Origin of the sequence: Enterococcus sp. AZ009 (genome assembly GCF_050548785.1) — a bacterium.
Taxonomy (GTDB): Bacteria; Bacillota; Bacilli; order Lactobacillales; family Enterococcaceae; genus Enterococcus_D; species Enterococcus_D entomosocium.
The window spans coordinates 271,712-287,560 of record NZ_CP172960.1 but is presented as its reverse complement, the minus strand read 5'-3'; the positions used below and the strand labels follow the sequence as shown (position 1 = coordinate 287,560).

The following is a 15,849-nucleotide window of genomic DNA, read 5'->3' as shown; positions in this document are numbered from 1 at the left end:
AGCCTCGTTGCTTCGTTAAGAACCTTTCGTGGGTTGACTTCAATCATAGGTCTTCGATTATCCTCTTAAGAACACTAACGCTACTGTAAAGAGCGCAAAAACGATGACAACCAATGTGTCCCGTTGATGCCAGTGCAAAATCCGATACTTCGTACGCCCTTCGCCGCCTTGATAGCCTCTGGCTTCCATAGCGGTGGCTAGATCTTCCGCACGGTTAAAGCTGCTGACAAATAAAGGAATCAACAAAGGAACGATCGCCTTCATCTTCTGCAACAGTCCCCCTTCGCCGAAATCGACCCCGCGGGCACGCTGAGCATTCATGATTTTTTCTGTTTCATCCATCAAGGTTGGCACAAAGCGCAACGCGATCGACAGCATCAGTGAGATTTCATGGACAGGGAAACGGATCGCTTTTAAAGGACGCAAAATGTATTCGATCGCATCTGAAAGCTCTAATGGGGGTGTCGTTAACGTCAACAAGGTCGACATGAAAATGATCAAAACAAAACGACAAAAAATAAAGATCCCGTTTTGGACACCAAATTCTGTGATGTTAAAGATCCACCAAGACCAGTAGACGTCGCCGCCGGTAGTAAATAAAATCTGTAACGCCACGGTAAATAAAATCAGCCAAATCAAAGGTCGCACGCCTCGAATAAAGAAGCCAAAATCGATTTTTGAAAAGGAGATACAAAAGAGCGTAAAAGCACCCGCTAATAAATAGCTTTGCCAATTATTCGCCAAAAAGATAATCGCGATAAAATAAAAACTAGCAATCAATTTGACTCGTGGATCTAAACGGTGGATCAAGGAGTCCCCAGGAATAAAACGACCGAAAATCAGTTTATTCATCATGGGCAGTCGCCCCCTTTGCTACTAAAACATCTGCCAGTTCATCAGCCGTTAGCGGCAACTGCTCAAATGCCAATCCTCTGGCTTGTAGTTGCTCCGCAAATGCGGTTGCTGTCGGTACCCCTAGCTGCTTTTCTTGCAGCCAGGCAGTGTCTTGAAACACAACAGACGGCGTGCCGGCTTTGACGAGACGGCCTTTTTCTAACACATAGACATAATCAGCATAGTTTGCCACATCATCCATCAAGTGGGTCACTAAAATGATCGTCATGTTCTTTTCCCGATGCAGGCGATCAAACATTTCCATCATCTCTTTGCGTCCTTGTGGATCTAAGCCAGCTGTCGGCTCATCTAAGACCAAAACTTCTGGTTCCATAGCCAAGACCCCAGCAATCGCTACACGGCGCATTTGGCCCCCTGAAAGGTCAAATGGTGAACGTTCCAGAAAACTTTCATCTAAACCTACCAATTGAATGTATTCTTGGGCTAAACCTTTGGCTGCTTCTTCGGAGACCCCAAAGTTTTTCGGTCCAAAAGCGATATCTCTCGCAACAGTTTCCTCAAATAATTGGGATTCAGGAAATTGAAAAACGATCCCGACTTTTTTACGTAACGGTTTTAGATTTTTGTTGTCTGTCTCGGGTTTGATGACTCGCTCACCGATCGTGACCGTGCCAGTCGTTGGTTTTAATAATGCATTCAAGTGCTGCAACAACGTAGATTTTCCGCTCCCTGTATGACCGACTAAGGCGGTATAAGAGCCTTCTTTGATCTCTAAATCAATATCGAACAAAACCCGTTGTTCAAACGGAGAATGCGGTTGGTAGGTGAATCCTACTTGTTCAAAACGGATGTCCATAGCCAATCCACCATCCCTTCTTCAGTTAAGTACGCTTGCGGTACCGTGACGCCCCGCTGTTTTAGTGCCGCCTTTAATTTTTCAGGAAATGGCAGATCTAAGCCTAGCTCAATCAGTTCTGGACCTGCAGAAAAAATCTCTGCGGGTGTCCCTTCGCGGACGAGCTCTCCTTGACGCATCACCAGCACCCGATTGGCGTTGGCTGCTTCATCGATATCATGGGTGATCGATAACACGGTCAAATTGTTTTTTTCTTTGATTTTTTTGATCGTTGCGATCACTTCTTCACGACCTTCTGGATCTAGCATACTAGTGGCTTCATCAAGAATGATGATATCTGGGCGCAATGCAACGACGCCAGCAATGGCTACCCGCTGTTTTTGACCACCAGAAAGACGCGCGGGTTCCCGGGTCGCAAACTCGCTCATCCGTACTTGTTCCAGAGCGTCTTTGACACGAACCAGCATTTCTTCTCGCGGGATTCCTTGATTTTCTAAACCGAAAGCCACATCATCTTCCACCGTCGAACCAACGAATTGATTGTCAGGGTTTTGAAAGACCATACCGACCATTTTTCGAATATTCCAGATATTTTCTTCATTCAAAGGCAATTCGCCGACAGAAACACTGCCTTCTTGCGGCAAGATCAAGCCATTGATGGTTTTTGCTAAAGTTGATTTTCCAGAGCCGTTATGGCCGATCAACGCCACCCATTCCCCTTTGTTGATGGAAAAGGATACGTTATTTAACGCGGCACGCTCTTCTTCGCTATAACGCACAGTAATAGCATTCAATTCAATGATTGGCTTCATGATAGACTCCTTCATTTGCGATTAATTCTTTCTAACACTACCAAAAAAGCGCACGTTTTTCAATGATTCGCGCACGATTTGTCTCCAGATCTTTTTTTCACTTGCCATCACCTGTCTTGACAGGTAATCGAAAGTAAAAAAAAAGCACTTTATGATGAGTGCGTACACCTCGAAATACATCGAGGTGTAGGCGCTGAGCTAGACTCGGAAAGTTTCTTCCAACATCATAACACTCTTAGTAAACATCTATAAAGTGATGATAAGTGTGATTTTAAACAAGTTCTAGGATAACCATTGGTGCAGCATCTCCGCGTCTTGGTTCTGTTTTCAAGATACGAGTATATCCACCTTGGCGATCTGTGTAACGAGGAGCGATATCATTGAATAATTTTTGTAATGCTGATTCAATAACTACTTCTTCGTTTTCTTCACGTACACTTGCAACTTCATTACGAACGAATGCTGCTGCTTGACGACGTGCATGCAAATCACCACGTTTACCTAAAGTGATCATTTTTTCTGCAGTTGAACGAACTTCTTTCGCACGAGCTTCAGTCGTAACGATACGTTCGTTAATGAATAAATCAGTTGTCAAATCACGCAACATCGCTTTACGTTGGCTAGATGTGCGTCCTAGTTTACGATAACTCACGTGGTTTCCCTCCTTCACTTTCGAATGTTGTATCGGTCAGACGAACCGAACTAACGTAATCGAAAACGGTTTAATCGTCTTTACGTAGTCCTAAACCTAAATCATGTAATTTCACTTTGACCTCTTCAAGAGATTTACGGCCTAAGTTTCTTACTTTGATCATTTCTGGTTCAGATTTGTTTGTCAATTCTTGTACAGTATTGATTCCTGCACGTTTTAGACAGTTGTATGAACGAACAGATAAGTCTAATTCTTCGATCGTCATTTCCAACATTTTTTCTTTTTGTGTTTCTTCTTTTTCAACCATGATTTCAGCGTTTTTCGCTTCATCAGTTAGGTTAACAAAGATGTCTAAATGTTCAGTCATGATTTTCGCAGACAAACTCATTGCTTCCAATGGTTCGATTGAGCCATCAGTCCATATTTCCATCGTTAATTTGTCGAAATCATCTCGACGACCGACACGTGTGTTTTCTACTTGGTAGTTGACACGACGTACTGGTGTATAGATTGAATCGACTGGAAGAACGCCGATTGGCATGTCTTCTTTTTTGTTTTCGTCCGCTTGAACGTAGCCGCGGCCAGGTTTCACTGTTAAGCGAGCATGGAACGTAGCACCTTCAGAAACGGTACAGATATACATATCTTTGTTAAGGATTTCTACATCACTATCAACGATGATATCGCCAGCAGTTACTGTAGCAGGTCCTGAAATATCAATTTCAAGGGTCTTTTCTTCATCCCCGTACATTTTCAATGCAAGACCTTTAATATTCAAGATGATTTGAGCAACGTCTTCCCGAACACCCTTAACAGTTGAGAATTCGTGTAAAACTCCATCGATTTGAATATTGGTGATTGCCGCACCAGGTAAAGAAGATAATAAAATACGACGTAGGGAATTTCCTAGTGTAGTTCCGTAGCCTCTTTCAAGAGGTTCCACGATGAACTTGCCATAATCTTTGTCTTCATCAATCTTTGCGATTCTTGGTTTTTCGAATTCAATCATTCTTATCTATTACCCCTTTCAAAACGAAAAGTGTCTTGTTCAATGACGTATTTGTTACACTCAAAATGAGCAGCACTCATTAAACACGACGGCGTTTTGGAGGGCGGCATCCATTATGAGGGACTGGAGTCACGTCACGGATCGCACTCACTTCCAAACCTGCTGCTTGTAATGAACGAATTGCTGCTTCACGTCCAGAACCAGGTCCTTTAACTGTTACTTCAACAGTTCTTAATCCGTGTTCCATTGCTGCTTTGGTAGCTGTTTCTGCTGCCATTTGAGCGGCAAAAGGAGTAGATTTTTTGCTTCCTTTGAAACCTAATGAACCAGCTGATGACCATGCTAATGCATTACCATGAGTATCAGTGATCATTACGATTGTATTATTGAATGTTGAGTGAATATGTGCAATACCCGCTTCAATATTCTTTTTCACACGGCGTTTACGACTCACTTTTTTTGCTGCCATGAAGTTTTAACCTCCTTCACTTAGGAATTATTTTTTCTTGCCTGCGACTGTTTTAGACGGGCCTTTACGAGTACGTGCATTGTTTTTCGTGTTTTGTCCACGAACTGGCAATCCACGGCGATGACGGATCCCACGGTAAGAACCGATTTCCATCAATCGTTTGATGTTTAAGTTCACTTCACGACGAAGGTCACCTTCAACTTTTAATTTATCAACTTCTGCACGGATAGCATCTGTTTGTTCATTCGTTAAATCACGAACACGAACTTCTTCAGACACGCCAGCGTCAGCTAAAATTTGTTTTGCAGTCGTGTTACCAATACCATAGATATAAGTAAGTGAAACGACCACACGTTTATCACGAGGAATATCTACTCCTGCAATACGAGCCATATTTGTTACACCTCCGATTATCCTTGACGTTGTTTATGTTTTGGATTTGCTGGGCAAATCACCATAACGCGTCCTTTACGACGAATTACTTTACAATGTTCGCACATTGGTTTTACTGATGGTCTTACTTTCATGATAATACCTCCTGTGGTTTTACGGAGTACAATTATTTAAAGCGATAAGTAATGCGGCCACGGTTCAGATCATACGGGGATAATTCCACCGTTACTTTGTCTCCAGGTAAAATACGAATGTAGTGCATCCGGATCTTACCAGAAACGGTCGCTAGAACTTGGTGTCCGTTTTCCAATTCTACTTTAAACATTGCATTCGGCAAAGTTTCGACGACTGTACCTTCGACTTCAATCATATCTTCTTTTGCCACGCACAGTACCTCCTTGTACTTGTGATTTTCACACGATAAAATGGCGGAAACTCGGTTCCCACCTGATATTCTCAAACTATGCTCCTACTTAATAAAAAGTAGAAGTCGGACTGACATATTCTATCATATCCTGTCAAAGATTTCAAGAGAAAGTTTTAAGCTGCAAGTTGGACTCGGGCAATCTATGATTAGTCAATGATCTTTTGAACATCTTCGAATACAGCGTCGATGTCGCGATCCCCATCAATCGATTGCAATAACCCTTTGTCTTTGTAATAAGTCAAAATTGGTTCACTGCTTTTGATATTGACAGCTAGACGATTTTTGACCGTCTCAGGCTTATCATCTTCACGCTGGTAGAAGTCATGACTTCCACAACGATCACATGTTCCTTCCTCTTTGGGAGGATTGAACAATTTATGATAAGTTGCCCCACAATTGCGGCACATGAAGCGGCCGGCTAAACGTTCTACAAGAACTTCTTCAGGAACATGAATATCAATAACGGCATCAAGTTTTTTGTTAAGGTCAGCAAGCATCTCATCTAACGCTTTTGCTTGATCCAATGTACGAGGAAAACCATCTAATAAGAAACCTTTCTCGGTATCAGGTTCAGCTAAACGTTCTTTAACGATCCCATTTGTAACCTCATCAGGAACTAATGCGCCTTGATCCATGTATGATTTTGCTTTAAGGCCTAGTTCTGTTTCGTTCGCCATCGCAGCCCGAAACATATCGCCTGTTGAAATATGAGGAAGACCGTATTCAGCAACGATACGTTCTGCCTGAGTACCTTTTCCAGCACCAGGTAATCCCATTAAAATGAAGTTCATTCTAATTCCTCCTGTAAGTTTTTGAATAGTGTTGAGGAAATCCTCAACACTTCAATAACTTTAATTGATGAAACCAGTATATTTCCGTTTCAGCATAAGCCCTTCTAACTGCTTGGCAGTATCAAGTGCCACACCGATAATGATCAATAGACTCGTTCCACCTAGTCCGATCGATTGCGGTAAATTCCAAGCCATCTGAGCGATGATTGGAAGTAAAGCAACCAATCCTAAAAAGATCGATCCAACCGTGCTTAATCGCATCAACAAACGCGATACATATTCTTCTGTTCCTTTACCAGGACGCACACTCGGAATGTAACTTCCTTGTTTTTGCAAGTTTTCCGCTAATTTCTCAGGGTTCACTTGAACAAATGCGTAGAAGAAGGTAAACGCAACAATCAAGACAGTGTAGATGATCGCACCCGGTACAGTGTTGTAACTAAAGATCGTTTGCACCACTTCGTACCAAGTTTCTCCTCTATATGAACTACCTAATGCTTGAATGATCGCATTTGGTGTTGTAATAAAAGAACTGGCAAAGATAACTGGGATAACCCCGGCAGCATTTACTTTCAAAGGAAGGTAACTGCTGGTAGGCGCTCCTGCTACCCGTTTTGTATATTGGATCGGAATCTTGCGTTCTGCCTGTTGAACATACGTTACTAAAGTAATGACGATCAACACAGCAATCACAAGCAGCGCCATAAAGATAGCATTTAGCCAGATATCCGATTGATCCACGTTAATGAAGTAATCTTCAATCAATTCTTTGATGCTTGCTGGTAAGCGTGAAATGATCCCCGCAAAGATGATCATTGACACACCGTTTCCGATACCACGCTCGGTGATCTGCTCTCCTAACCAAGTGACTAACATCGTTCCGGCTGTTAAAATCAGTCCGATCACGATATAGGTTGCCATATTAGGATTGTTTACAAACCCGAGTTGAGTGTAATAGTTAAATCCAGCCGTTAATGTCATGGATTGGACAAAGCCTAATACCAACGTCAAGTAACGTGTTGCCTGATTTAATTTCTTACGACCCACTTCACCTTGTTTCGACCATTCAACAAATTTAGGGACGATATCCATCTGCAACAACTGAATGACAATTGAGGCAGTGATGTAAGGCGAAACCCCCATCGAGAAAATCGAAAATTGTTGCATGGCGCCACCACTTACCAAGTTTAACATGTTTAAAAATGGTAGATCCGCGATGGTATTTAGGCGACTTGCGTCTACGCCTGGCACAGTAATATGTGTTCCCAGACGAAAGACAAACAAGATTAAGACGGTGAACAATATTCTGGATCTAATATCCTTAACCTTAAAGGCATCCTTCAATAGTCTGATCATTAGATCACCTCGATTGATCCACCAGCAGCAACGATTGCTTCTTCAGCTGCTTTTGAGAATTTAGCTGCTTTCACAGTCAATTTCTTCGTTAATTCTCCGTTAGCTAATACTTTGATTCCAGCTTTTTCGTCTTTGACGATTCCAGCTTCGTGTAAAGCAACAGGTGTTACTTCAGCACCGTCTTCAAAGCGGTTCAAGACATCAAGATTGATGACTGCATATTCTTTGCGGTTCACATTTGTAAAGCCACGTTTTGGTAAACGACGGAACAATGGTGTTTGTCCACCTTCGAATCCTAGACGTACTCCGCCGCCTGAACGAGCTTTTTGACCTTTTTGTCCACGTCCAGCTGTTTTACCGTTACCAGATGAAGTTCCTCGTCCGACACGGTTACGTACTTGGCGTGAGCCTTCTGATGGTTTTAATTCATGAAGTTTCATAGGTTTGGCACCTCCTTAATCAAACTAGATCTGCTGATCCTTAGACCTCTTCAACGTCCACTAAGTGAGAAACAGTGTTAACCATGCCTTTGATTGCATCATTAGCAGGTTTTACAACTGTTGAATTCAACTTTGTAAGACCTAACGCTTTTACAGTATCACGTTGGTTTTGGGGACGTCCGATAATACTGCGTTTTAAAGTAATTTTCAATTCAGCCATTATAGTGTCCTCCTTAACCGATTAATTCTTCTACTGATTTGCCGCGAAGTGCTGCCACTTCTTCAGCGCGTTTTAATTGTTTTAAACCTTCAACTGTTGCGCGAACAACGTTGATTGGTGTGTTAGAACCTAAAGATTTAGATGTGATATCAGCTACCCCAGCTAATTCCAATACGGCACGAACTGGTCCACCAGCAGCTACCCCAGAACCTTCTACAGCAGGTTTCATAAGGATGCGTCCGCCGCCGAATACACCGATAACTTCGTGAGGGATTGTAGAACCAACCATTGGTACTTCCACCAAGTTTTTCTTCGCGTCTTCGATTGCTTTACGGATTGCTTCTGGTACTTCTTGCGCTTTACCAGTACCGAAACCTACGTGTCCGTTTTTGTCACCGACAACAACTAATGCAGCAAAACGTAGACGACGTCCACCTTTAACAACTTTAGTTACACGGTTGATCGCAACAACGCGGTCTTCTAATTCCAAATGTTTTGGATCAATATAAACCATGAATGGTGTTCCTCCTTCTCTTAAAATTCCAGTCCATTTTCGCGAGCTGCTTCAGCTAAAGCTGCTACACGGCCATGGTAAAGGTATCCACCACGGTCAAAGACTACTACTTTAATACCTTTTGCTGCTGCACGTTCTGCGACTAATTTACCGACAGCTTGTGCTTGTTCAGTTTTTGTTGCACCTGAAACTTCTTTGTCTAAGGCAGAGGCACTTGCTAGCGTCACACCCGCTACGTCATCAATTACTTGTGCGTAGATGTTTTTGTTCGAACGGAACACGTTTAAGCGTGGGCACTCAGCAGTACCAGAGATTTTGTTACGTACACGACGATGTCTTTTCTGACGTGTCTTGTTTTTATCTGGTTTTGTAATCACAATTTGTCACCTCTTTTAATTTTGCTAGCCTAAGCTGCTAGTCGTAAAGAATTACGACTATTTACCAGTTTTACCTTCTTTACGGCGTACAAATTCGCCAACATAACGAATTCCTTTGCCTTTGTAAGGTTCTGGAGGACGAACGCCACGGATATTGGCAGCCAATTCGCCAACGACTTCTTTATCTGATCCTTTAACGATCACAGAAGTGTTTGAAGGAACTTCGATTTCGATTCCAGCTGGCGCTTCGATTTCAACTGGATGAGAGTAACCAACGTTCAATACAAGTTTTTTCCCTTGTAATTGAGCACGGTACCCAACCCCGATTAATTCTAACGCTTTTTGGAAACCTTCAGAAACACCAACAACCATGTTGTTGAAGTTTGCACGGGTAGTTCCGTGGATAGTTTTCATTTCTTTACTATCATTTGGACGAGTGAATGTTACTTCGTTTCCTTCGATATTCATTGTGATATCAGAAGAGAAAGTACGTGTTAATTCACCTTTAGGTCCTTTAACTGTAATGTCGTTTCCGTTTTGCTTGATTTCAACACCAGCAGGAAGAACGACGATCTTATTACCGATACGACTCACTTAGAGGCACCTCCTTGTGGAATATTTTAAATTACCATACATAAGCGACTACTTCGCCGCCAACATTTTTTGCTCTAGCTTCTTTGTCAGTGATTACACCGTCAGAAGTTGAGATAATCGCGATTCCTAGACCATTCAATACTTTTGGTACTTCGTCAGCTTTGACATAAGCACGCAAGCCTGGTTTAGAGATACGTTTTAAGTTTGTGATAACACGTTCACCGTTTTTACCGTATTTAAGAAATACGCGGATCACGCCTTGTTTGTCATCTTCAATGTATTCAACATCGCGGACGAAACCTTCACGTTTCAAGATTTCAGCGATATCACGTTTGATTTTTGAAGCAGGTACTTCTAGGCTTTCGTGTTTAACCATGTTTGCGTTACGCACGCGCGTTAGAAAATCTGCAATTGGATCTGTCATGACCATGGGATAATTTACCTCCTTTATGCGAGTATAGTTTACCAGCTAGCTTTCTTCACGCCGGGAATTTGTCCTTTATAGGCAAGTTCGCGGAAGCAAATACGGCAAAGATGAAATTTACGATAAACTGAATGTGGACGTCCGCAACGTTCACAACGAGTATATTCTTGCGTTGAGAATTTAGCAGGGCGTTTGTTTTTAGCAATCATTGATTTTTTAGCCACGTAGTTCGCCTCCTTTTTTTATTTTTGGAATGGCATGCCTAATTGTGTCAACAATTCACGAGATTCTTCATCTGTGTTTGCTGTTGTTACAATCACGATATCCATACCACGTACTTTGTCGATCAAATCATAATCTACTTCAGGGAAAATCAATTGTTCTTTGATACCTAAAGTGTAGTTTCCGCGTCCGTCGAACGCTTTTTTGCTCACACCGTGGAAGTCACGGACACGTGGCAATGACACACTTACTAGTTTATCTAAGAATTCATACATTCTTTCGCCGCGTAGAGTTACTTTCGCACCGATTGGCATTCCTTCACGTAAACGGAATCCTGCGATAGATTTTTTCGCTTTTGTGATCAATGGTTTTTGACCTGAGATCAATTGTAATTCTTCAACAGCTTTGTCTAAGTTTTTAGCATTAGAAACAGCGTCACCGACACCCATGTTGATAACGATTTTATCAACTTTTGGTGCTTCCATGATTGAGCTGTAGTTAAATTTGTCCATTAATGATGGGACAACTTCTTTTGAATATTTTTCTTTAAGGCGGTTCATCTGTTAGCCCCTCCTTCCTTCATCAGATTATTTATCAAGAACTTCTCCGGTTTTCTTAGAAACGCGGACTTTTTTGCCGTCAACTTCTTTGTAACCGACACGCGTAGCTTCACCGTTCGATGGATCAACCACCATCACGTTAGAAACATGAATTGGTGCTTCCATTTCAACGATTCCGCCTTGAGGAGCAGTTTGAGAAGGTTTTTGGTGTTTTTTGACAACATTGACACCTTCAACAACGACTTTGTCATTTTTAGGAAACGCTGCTAGCACAACGCCTTCTTTGTTTTTGTCTTTACCAGTGATAACTTTAACTTTATCGCCTTTTTTAACAAACATGTTTGTTTCGCACCTCCTTTAGATAAGAATCACTATTACAATACTTCTGGTGCTAGGGAAACGATCTTCATAAAGTTGCCTTCACGCAATTCGCGGGCAACTGGGCCAAAGATACGAGTTCCACGAGGGCTCTTATCGTCACGGATAATAACCGCAGCATTTTCATCGAATTTGATGTATGAACCGTCTGTACGACGAGCTCCTGATTTAGTACGAACGATAACGGCTTTAACGACGTCACCTTTTTTGACAACCCCACCTGGCGTTGCTTGTTTAACCGTAGCAACAATCACGTCACCAATATTGGCAGTTTTACGACCAGATCCGCCAAGGACTTTGATCGTTAGAATTTCACGGGCACCTGAGTTGTCCGCCACTCTTAATCGGCTTTCTGCTTGGATCACGATGTGTATCCTCCTTTCAGATTTTGCAATTCACAATCTATATAGGAAAATCTCGTGTGATTAGATAATCACTGCCTTTTCAACAATCTCTACTAGACGGAAACGTTTCGTAGCTGATAATGGACGAGTTTCCATAATTTTCACGATATCGCCAACTTTTGCTTCGTTGTTTTCATCGTGTGCTTTGTATTTCTTAGAATAGTTCAGACGTTTGCCGTAGATAGGGTGGTTTTTCTTTGTTTCAACGACAACAGAGATAGTTTTATCCATTTTGTCTGATACCACGCGACCTTGGTAAACTTTGCGTTGATTTCTTTCTTCAGTCATACGCTAAATGGCCTCCTTCCACTATTACTTAACTTGTTCACGCAATACTGTTTTAATGCGTGCAATCGATTTACGTACTTCTTTGATACGTGCAGTGTTTTCTAATTGACCTGTTGCTAATTGGAATCTAAGATTGAACAATTCTTCTTTCAATTGTTTTTCTTGATCTAGCATTTCGGCAGTGGTTAATTCTCTGATTTCTTTAACCTTCATTCGATTCACCACCCATTTCCTCACGTTTTACGATCTTCGTTTTCACTGGTAATTTGTGAGAAGCAAGACGTAGCGCTTCGCGCGCAACTTCTTCAGGTACACCGGCAATTTCAAACATGATTTTACCACGTTTAACTGGTGATACCCATCCTTCAGGAGCCCCTTTACCAGAACCCATACGTACCCCGATAGCTTTGGCAGTATAAGATTTGTGAGGGAAAATTTTGATCCATACTTTCCCGCCACGTTTCATATAACGAGTCATTGCGATACGGGCAGCTTCGATTTGACGGTTTGTGATCCAGTGTGATTCAACAGCTTGTAAGCCGTATTCACCGAATGCTACTTCTTTTCCGCCTTTCGCTTCGCCACGCATTTTTCCGCGGAACTCACGACGGTGTTTTACACGTTTAGGTACTAACATGTTTATTTCCCTCCTTTCTCAGTGTTCTTTTTAGTTGGAAGAACTTCTCCACGATAAATCCACACTTTAACTCCTAGTTTTCCGTATGTTGTATCTGCTTCTTCCCATGCGTAATCAATGTCCGCACGTAATGTATGAAGTGGAACTGTTCCTTCTGAGTAACCTTCTGAACGAGCGATATCCGCACCATTTAGACGGCCAGAAACTTGTGTTTTGATTCCTTTAGCGCCAGAACGCATTGTGCGTTGGATCGCTTGTTTTTGAGCACGACGGAAAGCAACACGGTTTTCTAATTGACGTGCGATTCCTTCGCCTACTAATTTAGCATCTAAATCTGGTTTTTTGATTTCAACGATGTTGATGTGAACTCGTTTGCCAGTTAGGCTATTTAATTCTTTTCTTAGGTTTTCGACTTCAGATCCGCCTTTACCGATAACCATACCTGGTTTAGCTGTGTGGATTGAAATATTCACGCGGTTTGCTGCACGCTCGATCTCAACTGTAGACACAGCGGCATCAGCAAGTTTAGATGCGATAAATTTACGGATTTTCAAATCTTCATGTAGAAATTCAGCATACTCTTTTTCAGCATACCATTTAGCATCCCAGTCACGGATGATGCCTACACGCATTCCAATTGGATGTACTTTTTGACCCACTGATTGTCCCTCCTTATTTTTCTGATACGACTACAGTAATATGACTTGTACGTTTGTTGATCGGTGAAGCTGAACCTTTCGCACGTGGACGGAAACGTTTCATCGTTGGTCCTTCGTTTACGAATGCTTCAGAAACAATCAAGTTTTCAACATCTAAGTCAAAATTATTTTCTGCATTGGCAATAGCTGACATCAAGACTTTCTCGATGATTCCAGCTGCTTTATTTGGTGTGAACTTTAAGATCGCGATTGCTTCAGCAACGCTTTTCCCTCTGATTAAGTCAATAACTAGACGAGATTTACGAGGAGAAACGCGGACTGTTTTAGCAGTTGCTTTCGCTGATGTGATTTGTTCTGCCATTTTTGGATATCCTCCCCTCAAAATTAGCGTCTTGTTTTCTTATCATCGGCAGCATGTCCGCGATAAGTTCTTGTTGGTGCAAATTCACCTAATTTGTGTCCTACCATGTCTTCTTGGATGTAAACTGGTACATGTTTCCGTCCATCATACACAGCAATTGTAAATCCGATAAAATTAGGGAAAATTGTAGAACGACGTGACCAAGTTTTGATCACTTTTTTCTTTTCAGCGCCTTCTTGTGCTTCGACCTTTTTCATCAAATGGTCATCGACAAAAGGTCCTTTTTTCAAACTACGACCCATGGTGTACCTCCTCTCAAAATGTGCGACACACGGTCAAGTATATTACTTAGTTTTACGACGACGAACGATAAGTTTGTCTGATTTTGCTTTTTTGTTACGTGTTTTGTAGCCAAGTGCTGGTTGTCCCCAAGGAGAAACTGGTGCTTTACGTCCGATTGGTGCTTTACCTTCACCACCACCGTGTGGGTGATCATTAGGGTTCATTACGCTACCACGTACAGTTGGGCGTTTGCGCATCCAACGAGAACGACCGGCTTTACCGATGTTGATCAATTCGTGTTGTTCATTACCAACAGAACCGATTGTTGCACGACATGATGCTAAGATCATCCGTACTTCACCAGAGTTCAAGCGGATCAATACGTATTTGCCTTCTTTACCAAGTACTTGAGCACTTGTTCCAGCTGAACGAATCAATTGTCCACCTTTACCAGGTTTCATTTCGATGTTGTGGATAACAGTACCGACTGGAATGTTTTCTAGTGGTAATGCATTCCCTACTTTAATATCTGCATCTGGACCAGAAACGACAGTCATGCCAACTTCTAATCCTTTAGGTGCTAAGATGTATGCTTTTACTCCATCCTCGTAATGTACTAACGCAATGTTAGCAGAACGGTTTGGATCATATTCAATCGTTTTAACCGTAGCAACGACGTTGTCTTTGTTACGTTTGAAATCGATCAAACGGTATTGACGTTTGTGACCGCCACCTTGATGACGAACCGTGATACGTCCGTTGTTGTTACGACCAGCATTGTTTTTCAAAGGAGCTAACAATGTTTTTTCTGGTGTTGAAGTTGTGATTTCAGCGAAATCAGAACTTGTCATATTACGACGGCCGTTCGTGGTAGGTTTGTACTTTTTAATCGCCACGTCTTTTTCCCTCCCATGTAAAATTTATGCGTGAGTTGCTTATTCAGCAGCTTCGAAAATTTGGATTTCTTTAGAATCTTCAGTTAAAGTCACAACAGCTTTGCGACGTTTTTTTGTATATCCTGCATATTTACCCATGCGTTTGAATTTAGGACGAACGTTGATGATGTTCACGTTTGCCACTTTCACTCCGTCAAAGGCAGCTTCTACAGCTTGTTTTACTAAAGTTTTGTTAGCTTTTGTGTCCACTTCAAAAGTGTATTTCTTGTCATCCATGGCAAGCATTGATTTTTCAGTGATCACTGGGCGTTTAATAACGTCTAGTAAGTTCATTATGCAAGCACCTCCTCGATCTGAGTAAGAGCAGTTTGTGTCACTAACATTTTGTCGTTAGAAACGATGTCTAGCACACTAATGTTATCAGCAGTAACTACAGAAACTTTTGGCAAGTTGCGCGCAGATAAAGCGGCAAAGTCGTTTTCAGATTCTAAAACTACCAATACTTTAGAGTCAATTGTCAAGTTAGCTAAAACTTGTTTGAATTCTTTTGTTTTTGGAGCATCAAAGCTTAATCCTTCTACTGCTACCAAGTTATTTGAAGCAACTTTTTCTGACAATACAGATTTCATTGCTAAGCGACGAACTTTTTTAGGAAGTTTGTAGCTGTATGAACGTGGTGTTGGTCCGAAGACTACGCCACCTCCACGCCATTGTGGTGAACGGATTGAACCTTGACGGGCACGTCCAGTTCCTTTTTGGCGCCATGGTTTACGGCCACCGCCACGAACGGCACTGCGGTTTTTCACAGCGTGTGTTCCTTGTCTTAATGAAGCGCGTTGCATGATGATTGCATCATAGACAACTGATTCATTTGGTTCGATTCCGAAGATTTCTTCGTTCAATGTAATTTCGCCATTTTGGCTTCCATCTTGTTTGAATAATGCTACATTCGGCATTCCTTAGTTCCTCCTTT

General features: G+C 41.9%; 30 protein-coding genes. All 30 read right to left on the bottom strand.

Annotated elements, in window-relative coordinates; translation table 11 throughout:
* Positions 1 to 57: 57 nt before the first annotated feature.
* Positions 58 to 855, bottom strand: coding sequence for an energy-coupling factor transporter transmembrane component T family protein (locus IGJ74_RS01410; RefSeq protein WP_005227113.1), 798 nt, complete (start codon positions 853 to 855; stop codon positions 58 to 60).
* On the bottom strand, positions 845 to 1,711 hold the full coding sequence (locus IGJ74_RS01405) for an energy-coupling factor ABC transporter ATP-binding protein (RefSeq protein ID WP_005232516.1): 867 nt from the start codon (positions 1,709 to 1,711) through the stop codon (positions 845 to 847). The genes IGJ74_RS01410 and IGJ74_RS01405 overlap by 11 nt, the downstream gene beginning before the upstream one ends.
* Entirely contained in the window at positions 1,687 to 2,523 is an 837-nt protein-coding gene (locus tag IGJ74_RS01400; protein WP_005227109.1) for an energy-coupling factor ABC transporter ATP-binding protein, read from the bottom strand. Before IGJ74_RS01400 ends, IGJ74_RS01405 begins: the two co-directional genes overlap by 25 nt.
* A 271-nt stretch (positions 2,524 to 2,794) precedes the next feature.
* On the bottom strand, positions 2,795 to 3,175 hold the full coding sequence (gene rplQ / locus IGJ74_RS01395; protein WP_003128038.1) for a 50S ribosomal protein L17: 381 nt from the start codon (positions 3,173 to 3,175) through the stop codon (positions 2,795 to 2,797).
* Between the two features lie 70 nt (positions 3,176 to 3,245).
* On the bottom strand, positions 3,246 to 4,184 hold the full coding sequence (locus IGJ74_RS01390) for a DNA-directed RNA polymerase subunit alpha (RefSeq protein WP_008376367.1): 939 nt from the start codon (positions 4,182 to 4,184) through the stop codon (positions 3,246 to 3,248).
* 79 nt (positions 4,185 to 4,263) lie between these two features.
* The gene (gene rpsK, locus IGJ74_RS01385) at positions 4,264 to 4,653 is read right to left on the bottom strand and encodes a 30S ribosomal protein S11 (RefSeq protein ID WP_005227104.1); all 390 of its coding nucleotides are present in this window, start codon (positions 4,651 to 4,653) and stop codon (positions 4,264 to 4,266) included.
* A 27-nt stretch (positions 4,654 to 4,680) separates the two neighbouring features.
* Positions 4,681 to 5,046 carry a 30S ribosomal protein S13 gene (gene rpsM, locus IGJ74_RS01380; protein WP_005227102.1) on the bottom strand — a complete coding sequence of 122 codons (366 nt, stop codon included), beginning with the start codon at positions 5,044 to 5,046 and terminating at the stop codon, positions 4,681 to 4,683.
* 17 nt (positions 5,047 to 5,063) lie between these two features.
* Positions 5,064 to 5,180, bottom strand: coding sequence for a 50S ribosomal protein L36 (gene rpmJ / locus IGJ74_RS01375; RefSeq protein ID WP_002288710.1), 117 nt, complete (start codon positions 5,178 to 5,180; stop codon positions 5,064 to 5,066).
* A 32-nt stretch (positions 5,181 to 5,212) separates the two neighbouring features.
* Positions 5,213 to 5,431, bottom strand: a complete 219-nt coding sequence (gene infA, locus IGJ74_RS01370; protein ID WP_002288695.1) for a translation initiation factor IF-1 — start codon at positions 5,429 to 5,431, stop codon at positions 5,213 to 5,215.
* A 188-nt stretch (positions 5,432 to 5,619) separates the two neighbouring features.
* Positions 5,620 to 6,264 (bottom strand): adenylate kinase, encoded by a 645-nt coding sequence (locus tag IGJ74_RS01365; protein ID WP_005227100.1) that lies wholly within the window; start codon positions 6,262 to 6,264, stop codon positions 5,620 to 5,622.
* A gap of 60 nt (positions 6,265 to 6,324) precedes the next feature.
* Positions 6,325 to 7,620 carry a preprotein translocase subunit SecY gene (gene secY, locus IGJ74_RS01360; protein ID WP_005227099.1) on the bottom strand — a complete coding sequence of 432 codons (1,296 nt, stop codon included), beginning with the start codon at positions 7,618 to 7,620 and terminating at the stop codon, positions 6,325 to 6,327.
* The gene (gene rplO / locus IGJ74_RS01355) at positions 7,620 to 8,060 is read right to left on the bottom strand and encodes a 50S ribosomal protein L15 (RefSeq protein ID WP_003128016.1); all 441 of its coding nucleotides are present in this window, start codon (positions 8,058 to 8,060) and stop codon (positions 7,620 to 7,622) included. Before rplO ends, secY begins: the two co-directional genes overlap by 1 nt.
* A 40-nt stretch (positions 8,061 to 8,100) precedes the next feature.
* The gene (gene rpmD / locus IGJ74_RS01350; protein WP_003128015.1) at positions 8,101 to 8,280 is read right to left on the bottom strand and encodes a 50S ribosomal protein L30; all 180 of its coding nucleotides are present in this window, start codon (positions 8,278 to 8,280) and stop codon (positions 8,101 to 8,103) included.
* A gap of 13 nt (positions 8,281 to 8,293) precedes the next feature.
* Positions 8,294 to 8,794, bottom strand: a complete 501-nt coding sequence (rpsE, locus tag IGJ74_RS01345; RefSeq protein ID WP_003128014.1) for a 30S ribosomal protein S5 — start codon at positions 8,792 to 8,794, stop codon at positions 8,294 to 8,296.
* Positions 8,795 to 8,814: 20 nt separating this feature from the next.
* On the bottom strand, positions 8,815 to 9,171 hold the full coding sequence (gene rplR / locus IGJ74_RS01340; RefSeq protein ID WP_005227097.1) for a 50S ribosomal protein L18: 357 nt from the start codon (positions 9,169 to 9,171) through the stop codon (positions 8,815 to 8,817).
* 57 nt (positions 9,172 to 9,228) lie between these two features.
* Complete coding sequence (gene rplF / locus IGJ74_RS01335) at positions 9,229 to 9,765, bottom strand: 50S ribosomal protein L6 (RefSeq protein WP_005227095.1); 537 nt, start codon at positions 9,763 to 9,765, stop codon at positions 9,229 to 9,231.
* Positions 9,766 to 9,796: 31 nt separating this feature from the next.
* Positions 9,797 to 10,195, bottom strand: coding sequence for a 30S ribosomal protein S8 (gene rpsH, locus IGJ74_RS01330; RefSeq protein ID WP_005227093.1), 399 nt, complete (start codon positions 10,193 to 10,195; stop codon positions 9,797 to 9,799).
* A gap of 32 nt (positions 10,196 to 10,227) precedes the next feature.
* Positions 10,228 to 10,413, bottom strand: a complete 186-nt coding sequence (locus IGJ74_RS01325; protein WP_003128010.1) for a type Z 30S ribosomal protein S14 — start codon at positions 10,411 to 10,413, stop codon at positions 10,228 to 10,230.
* A gap of 18 nt (positions 10,414 to 10,431) precedes the next feature.
* The gene (rplE, locus tag IGJ74_RS01320; RefSeq protein WP_005227088.1) at positions 10,432 to 10,971 is read right to left on the bottom strand and encodes a 50S ribosomal protein L5; all 540 of its coding nucleotides are present in this window, start codon (positions 10,969 to 10,971) and stop codon (positions 10,432 to 10,434) included.
* Positions 10,972 to 10,998: 27 nt separating this feature from the next.
* On the bottom strand, positions 10,999 to 11,310 hold the full coding sequence (rplX, locus tag IGJ74_RS01315; RefSeq protein ID WP_005232526.1) for a 50S ribosomal protein L24: 312 nt from the start codon (positions 11,308 to 11,310) through the stop codon (positions 10,999 to 11,001).
* Between the two features lie 35 nt (positions 11,311 to 11,345).
* Entirely contained in the window at positions 11,346 to 11,714 is a 369-nt protein-coding gene (rplN, locus tag IGJ74_RS01310) for a 50S ribosomal protein L14 (RefSeq protein WP_003128006.1), read from the bottom strand.
* A 60-nt stretch (positions 11,715 to 11,774) separates the two neighbouring features.
* Positions 11,775 to 12,041 carry a 30S ribosomal protein S17 gene (gene rpsQ, locus IGJ74_RS01305; protein ID WP_005232528.1) on the bottom strand — a complete coding sequence of 89 codons (267 nt, stop codon included), beginning with the start codon at positions 12,039 to 12,041 and terminating at the stop codon, positions 11,775 to 11,777.
* 24 nt (positions 12,042 to 12,065) lie between these two features.
* On the bottom strand, positions 12,066 to 12,254 hold the full coding sequence (rpmC, locus tag IGJ74_RS01300; RefSeq protein WP_005232529.1) for a 50S ribosomal protein L29: 189 nt from the start codon (positions 12,252 to 12,254) through the stop codon (positions 12,066 to 12,068).
* Positions 12,244 to 12,678 carry a 50S ribosomal protein L16 gene (rplP, locus tag IGJ74_RS01295; protein ID WP_005226918.1) on the bottom strand — a complete coding sequence of 145 codons (435 nt, stop codon included), beginning with the start codon at positions 12,676 to 12,678 and terminating at the stop codon, positions 12,244 to 12,246. Before rplP ends, rpmC begins: the two co-directional genes overlap by 11 nt.
* A 2-nt stretch (positions 12,679 to 12,680) precedes the next feature.
* On the bottom strand, positions 12,681 to 13,337 hold the full coding sequence (gene rpsC / locus IGJ74_RS01290) for a 30S ribosomal protein S3 (protein ID WP_005226916.1): 657 nt from the start codon (positions 13,335 to 13,337) through the stop codon (positions 12,681 to 12,683).
* A gap of 13 nt (positions 13,338 to 13,350) precedes the next feature.
* Positions 13,351 to 13,698: a 50S ribosomal protein L22 gene (gene rplV, locus IGJ74_RS01285; RefSeq protein ID WP_003127973.1), complete on the bottom strand. Its 348-nt coding sequence runs from the start codon at positions 13,696 to 13,698 to the stop codon at positions 13,351 to 13,353.
* A gap of 23 nt (positions 13,699 to 13,721) precedes the next feature.
* Positions 13,722 to 14,000, bottom strand: a complete 279-nt coding sequence (gene rpsS / locus IGJ74_RS01280; protein WP_005226914.1) for a 30S ribosomal protein S19 — start codon at positions 13,998 to 14,000, stop codon at positions 13,722 to 13,724.
* A 42-nt stretch (positions 14,001 to 14,042) separates the two neighbouring features.
* On the bottom strand, positions 14,043 to 14,876 hold the full coding sequence (rplB, locus tag IGJ74_RS01275; protein ID WP_005226912.1) for a 50S ribosomal protein L2: 834 nt from the start codon (positions 14,874 to 14,876) through the stop codon (positions 14,043 to 14,045).
* A gap of 39 nt (positions 14,877 to 14,915) precedes the next feature.
* Positions 14,916 to 15,209, bottom strand: a complete 294-nt coding sequence (locus IGJ74_RS01270) for a 50S ribosomal protein L23 (RefSeq protein WP_005226911.1) — start codon at positions 15,207 to 15,209, stop codon at positions 14,916 to 14,918.
* On the bottom strand, positions 15,209 to 15,832 hold the full coding sequence (gene rplD / locus IGJ74_RS01265; RefSeq protein WP_005226910.1) for a 50S ribosomal protein L4: 624 nt from the start codon (positions 15,830 to 15,832) through the stop codon (positions 15,209 to 15,211). Before rplD ends, IGJ74_RS01270 begins: the two co-directional genes overlap by 1 nt.
* Between the last annotated feature and the right edge of the window lie 17 nt (positions 15,833 to 15,849).

Bases quoted from the DNA above. Each gene is read 5' to 3' on its own strand.
- rplO (WP_003128016.1), bottom strand. From the start codon at position 8,060: ATGAAACTTCATGAATTAAAACCATCAGAAGGCTCACGCCAAGTACGT.
- rplX (WP_005232526.1), bottom strand. From the start codon at position 11,310: ATGTTTGTTAAAAAAGGCGATAAAGTTAAAGTTATCACTGGTAAAGAC.
- rpsE (WP_003128014.1), bottom strand. From the start codon at position 8,794: ATGGTTTATATTGATCCAAAACATTTGGAATTAGAAGACCGCGTTGTT.
- IGJ74_RS01405 (WP_005232516.1), bottom strand. From the start codon at position 1,711: ATGGACATCCGTTTTGAACAAGTAGGATTCACCTACCAACCGCATTCT.
- rpsQ (WP_005232528.1), bottom strand. From the start codon at position 12,041: ATGACTGAAGAAAGAAATCAACGCAAAGTTTACCAAGGTCGCGTGGTA.
- rplE (WP_005227088.1), bottom strand. From the start codon at position 10,971: ATGAACCGCCTTAAAGAAAAATATTCAAAAGAAGTTGTCCCATCATTA.
- IGJ74_RS01410 (WP_005227113.1), bottom strand. From the start codon at position 855: ATGATGAATAAACTGATTTTCGGTCGTTTTATTCCTGGGGACTCCTTG.
- rpmD (WP_003128015.1), bottom strand. From the start codon at position 8,280: ATGGCTGAATTGAAAATTACTTTAAAACGCAGTATTATCGGACGTCCC.
- rpmJ (WP_002288710.1), bottom strand. From the start codon at position 5,180: ATGAAAGTAAGACCATCAGTAAAACCAATGTGCGAACATTGTAAAGTA.
- rpsK (WP_005227104.1), bottom strand. From the start codon at position 4,653: ATGGCAGCAAAAAAAGTGAGTCGTAAACGCCGTGTGAAAAAGAATATT.
- secY (WP_005227099.1), bottom strand. From the start codon at position 7,620: ATGATCAGACTATTGAAGGATGCCTTTAAGGTTAAGGATATTAGATCC.
- IGJ74_RS01400 (WP_005227109.1), bottom strand. From the start codon at position 2,523: ATGAAGCCAATCATTGAATTGAATGCTATTACTGTGCGTTATAGCGAA.
- rplP (WP_005226918.1), bottom strand. From the start codon at position 12,678: ATGTTAGTACCTAAACGTGTAAAACACCGTCGTGAGTTCCGCGGAAAA.
- rplD (WP_005226910.1), bottom strand. From the start codon at position 15,832: ATGCCGAATGTAGCATTATTCAAACAAGATGGAAGCCAAAATGGCGAA.
- rpmC (WP_005232529.1), bottom strand. From the start codon at position 12,254: ATGAAGGTTAAAGAAATCAGAGAATTAACCACTGCCGAAATGCTAGAT.
- rpsM (WP_005227102.1), bottom strand. From the start codon at position 5,046: ATGGCTCGTATTGCAGGAGTAGATATTCCTCGTGATAAACGTGTGGTC.
- rpsH (WP_005227093.1), bottom strand. From the start codon at position 10,195: ATGGTCATGACAGATCCAATTGCAGATTTTCTAACGCGCGTGCGTAAC.
- IGJ74_RS01270 (WP_005226911.1), bottom strand. From the start codon at position 15,209: ATGAACTTACTAGACGTTATTAAACGCCCAGTGATCACTGAAAAATCA.
- rplV (WP_003127973.1), bottom strand. From the start codon at position 13,698: ATGGCAGAACAAATCACATCAGCGAAAGCAACTGCTAAAACAGTCCGC.
- IGJ74_RS01390 (WP_008376367.1), bottom strand. From the start codon at position 4,184: ATGATTGAATTCGAAAAACCAAGAATCGCAAAGATTGATGAAGACAAA.
- rpsS (WP_005226914.1), bottom strand. From the start codon at position 14,000: ATGGGTCGTAGTTTGAAAAAAGGACCTTTTGTCGATGACCATTTGATG.
- IGJ74_RS01365 (WP_005227100.1), bottom strand. From the start codon at position 6,264: ATGAACTTCATTTTAATGGGATTACCTGGTGCTGGAAAAGGTACTCAG.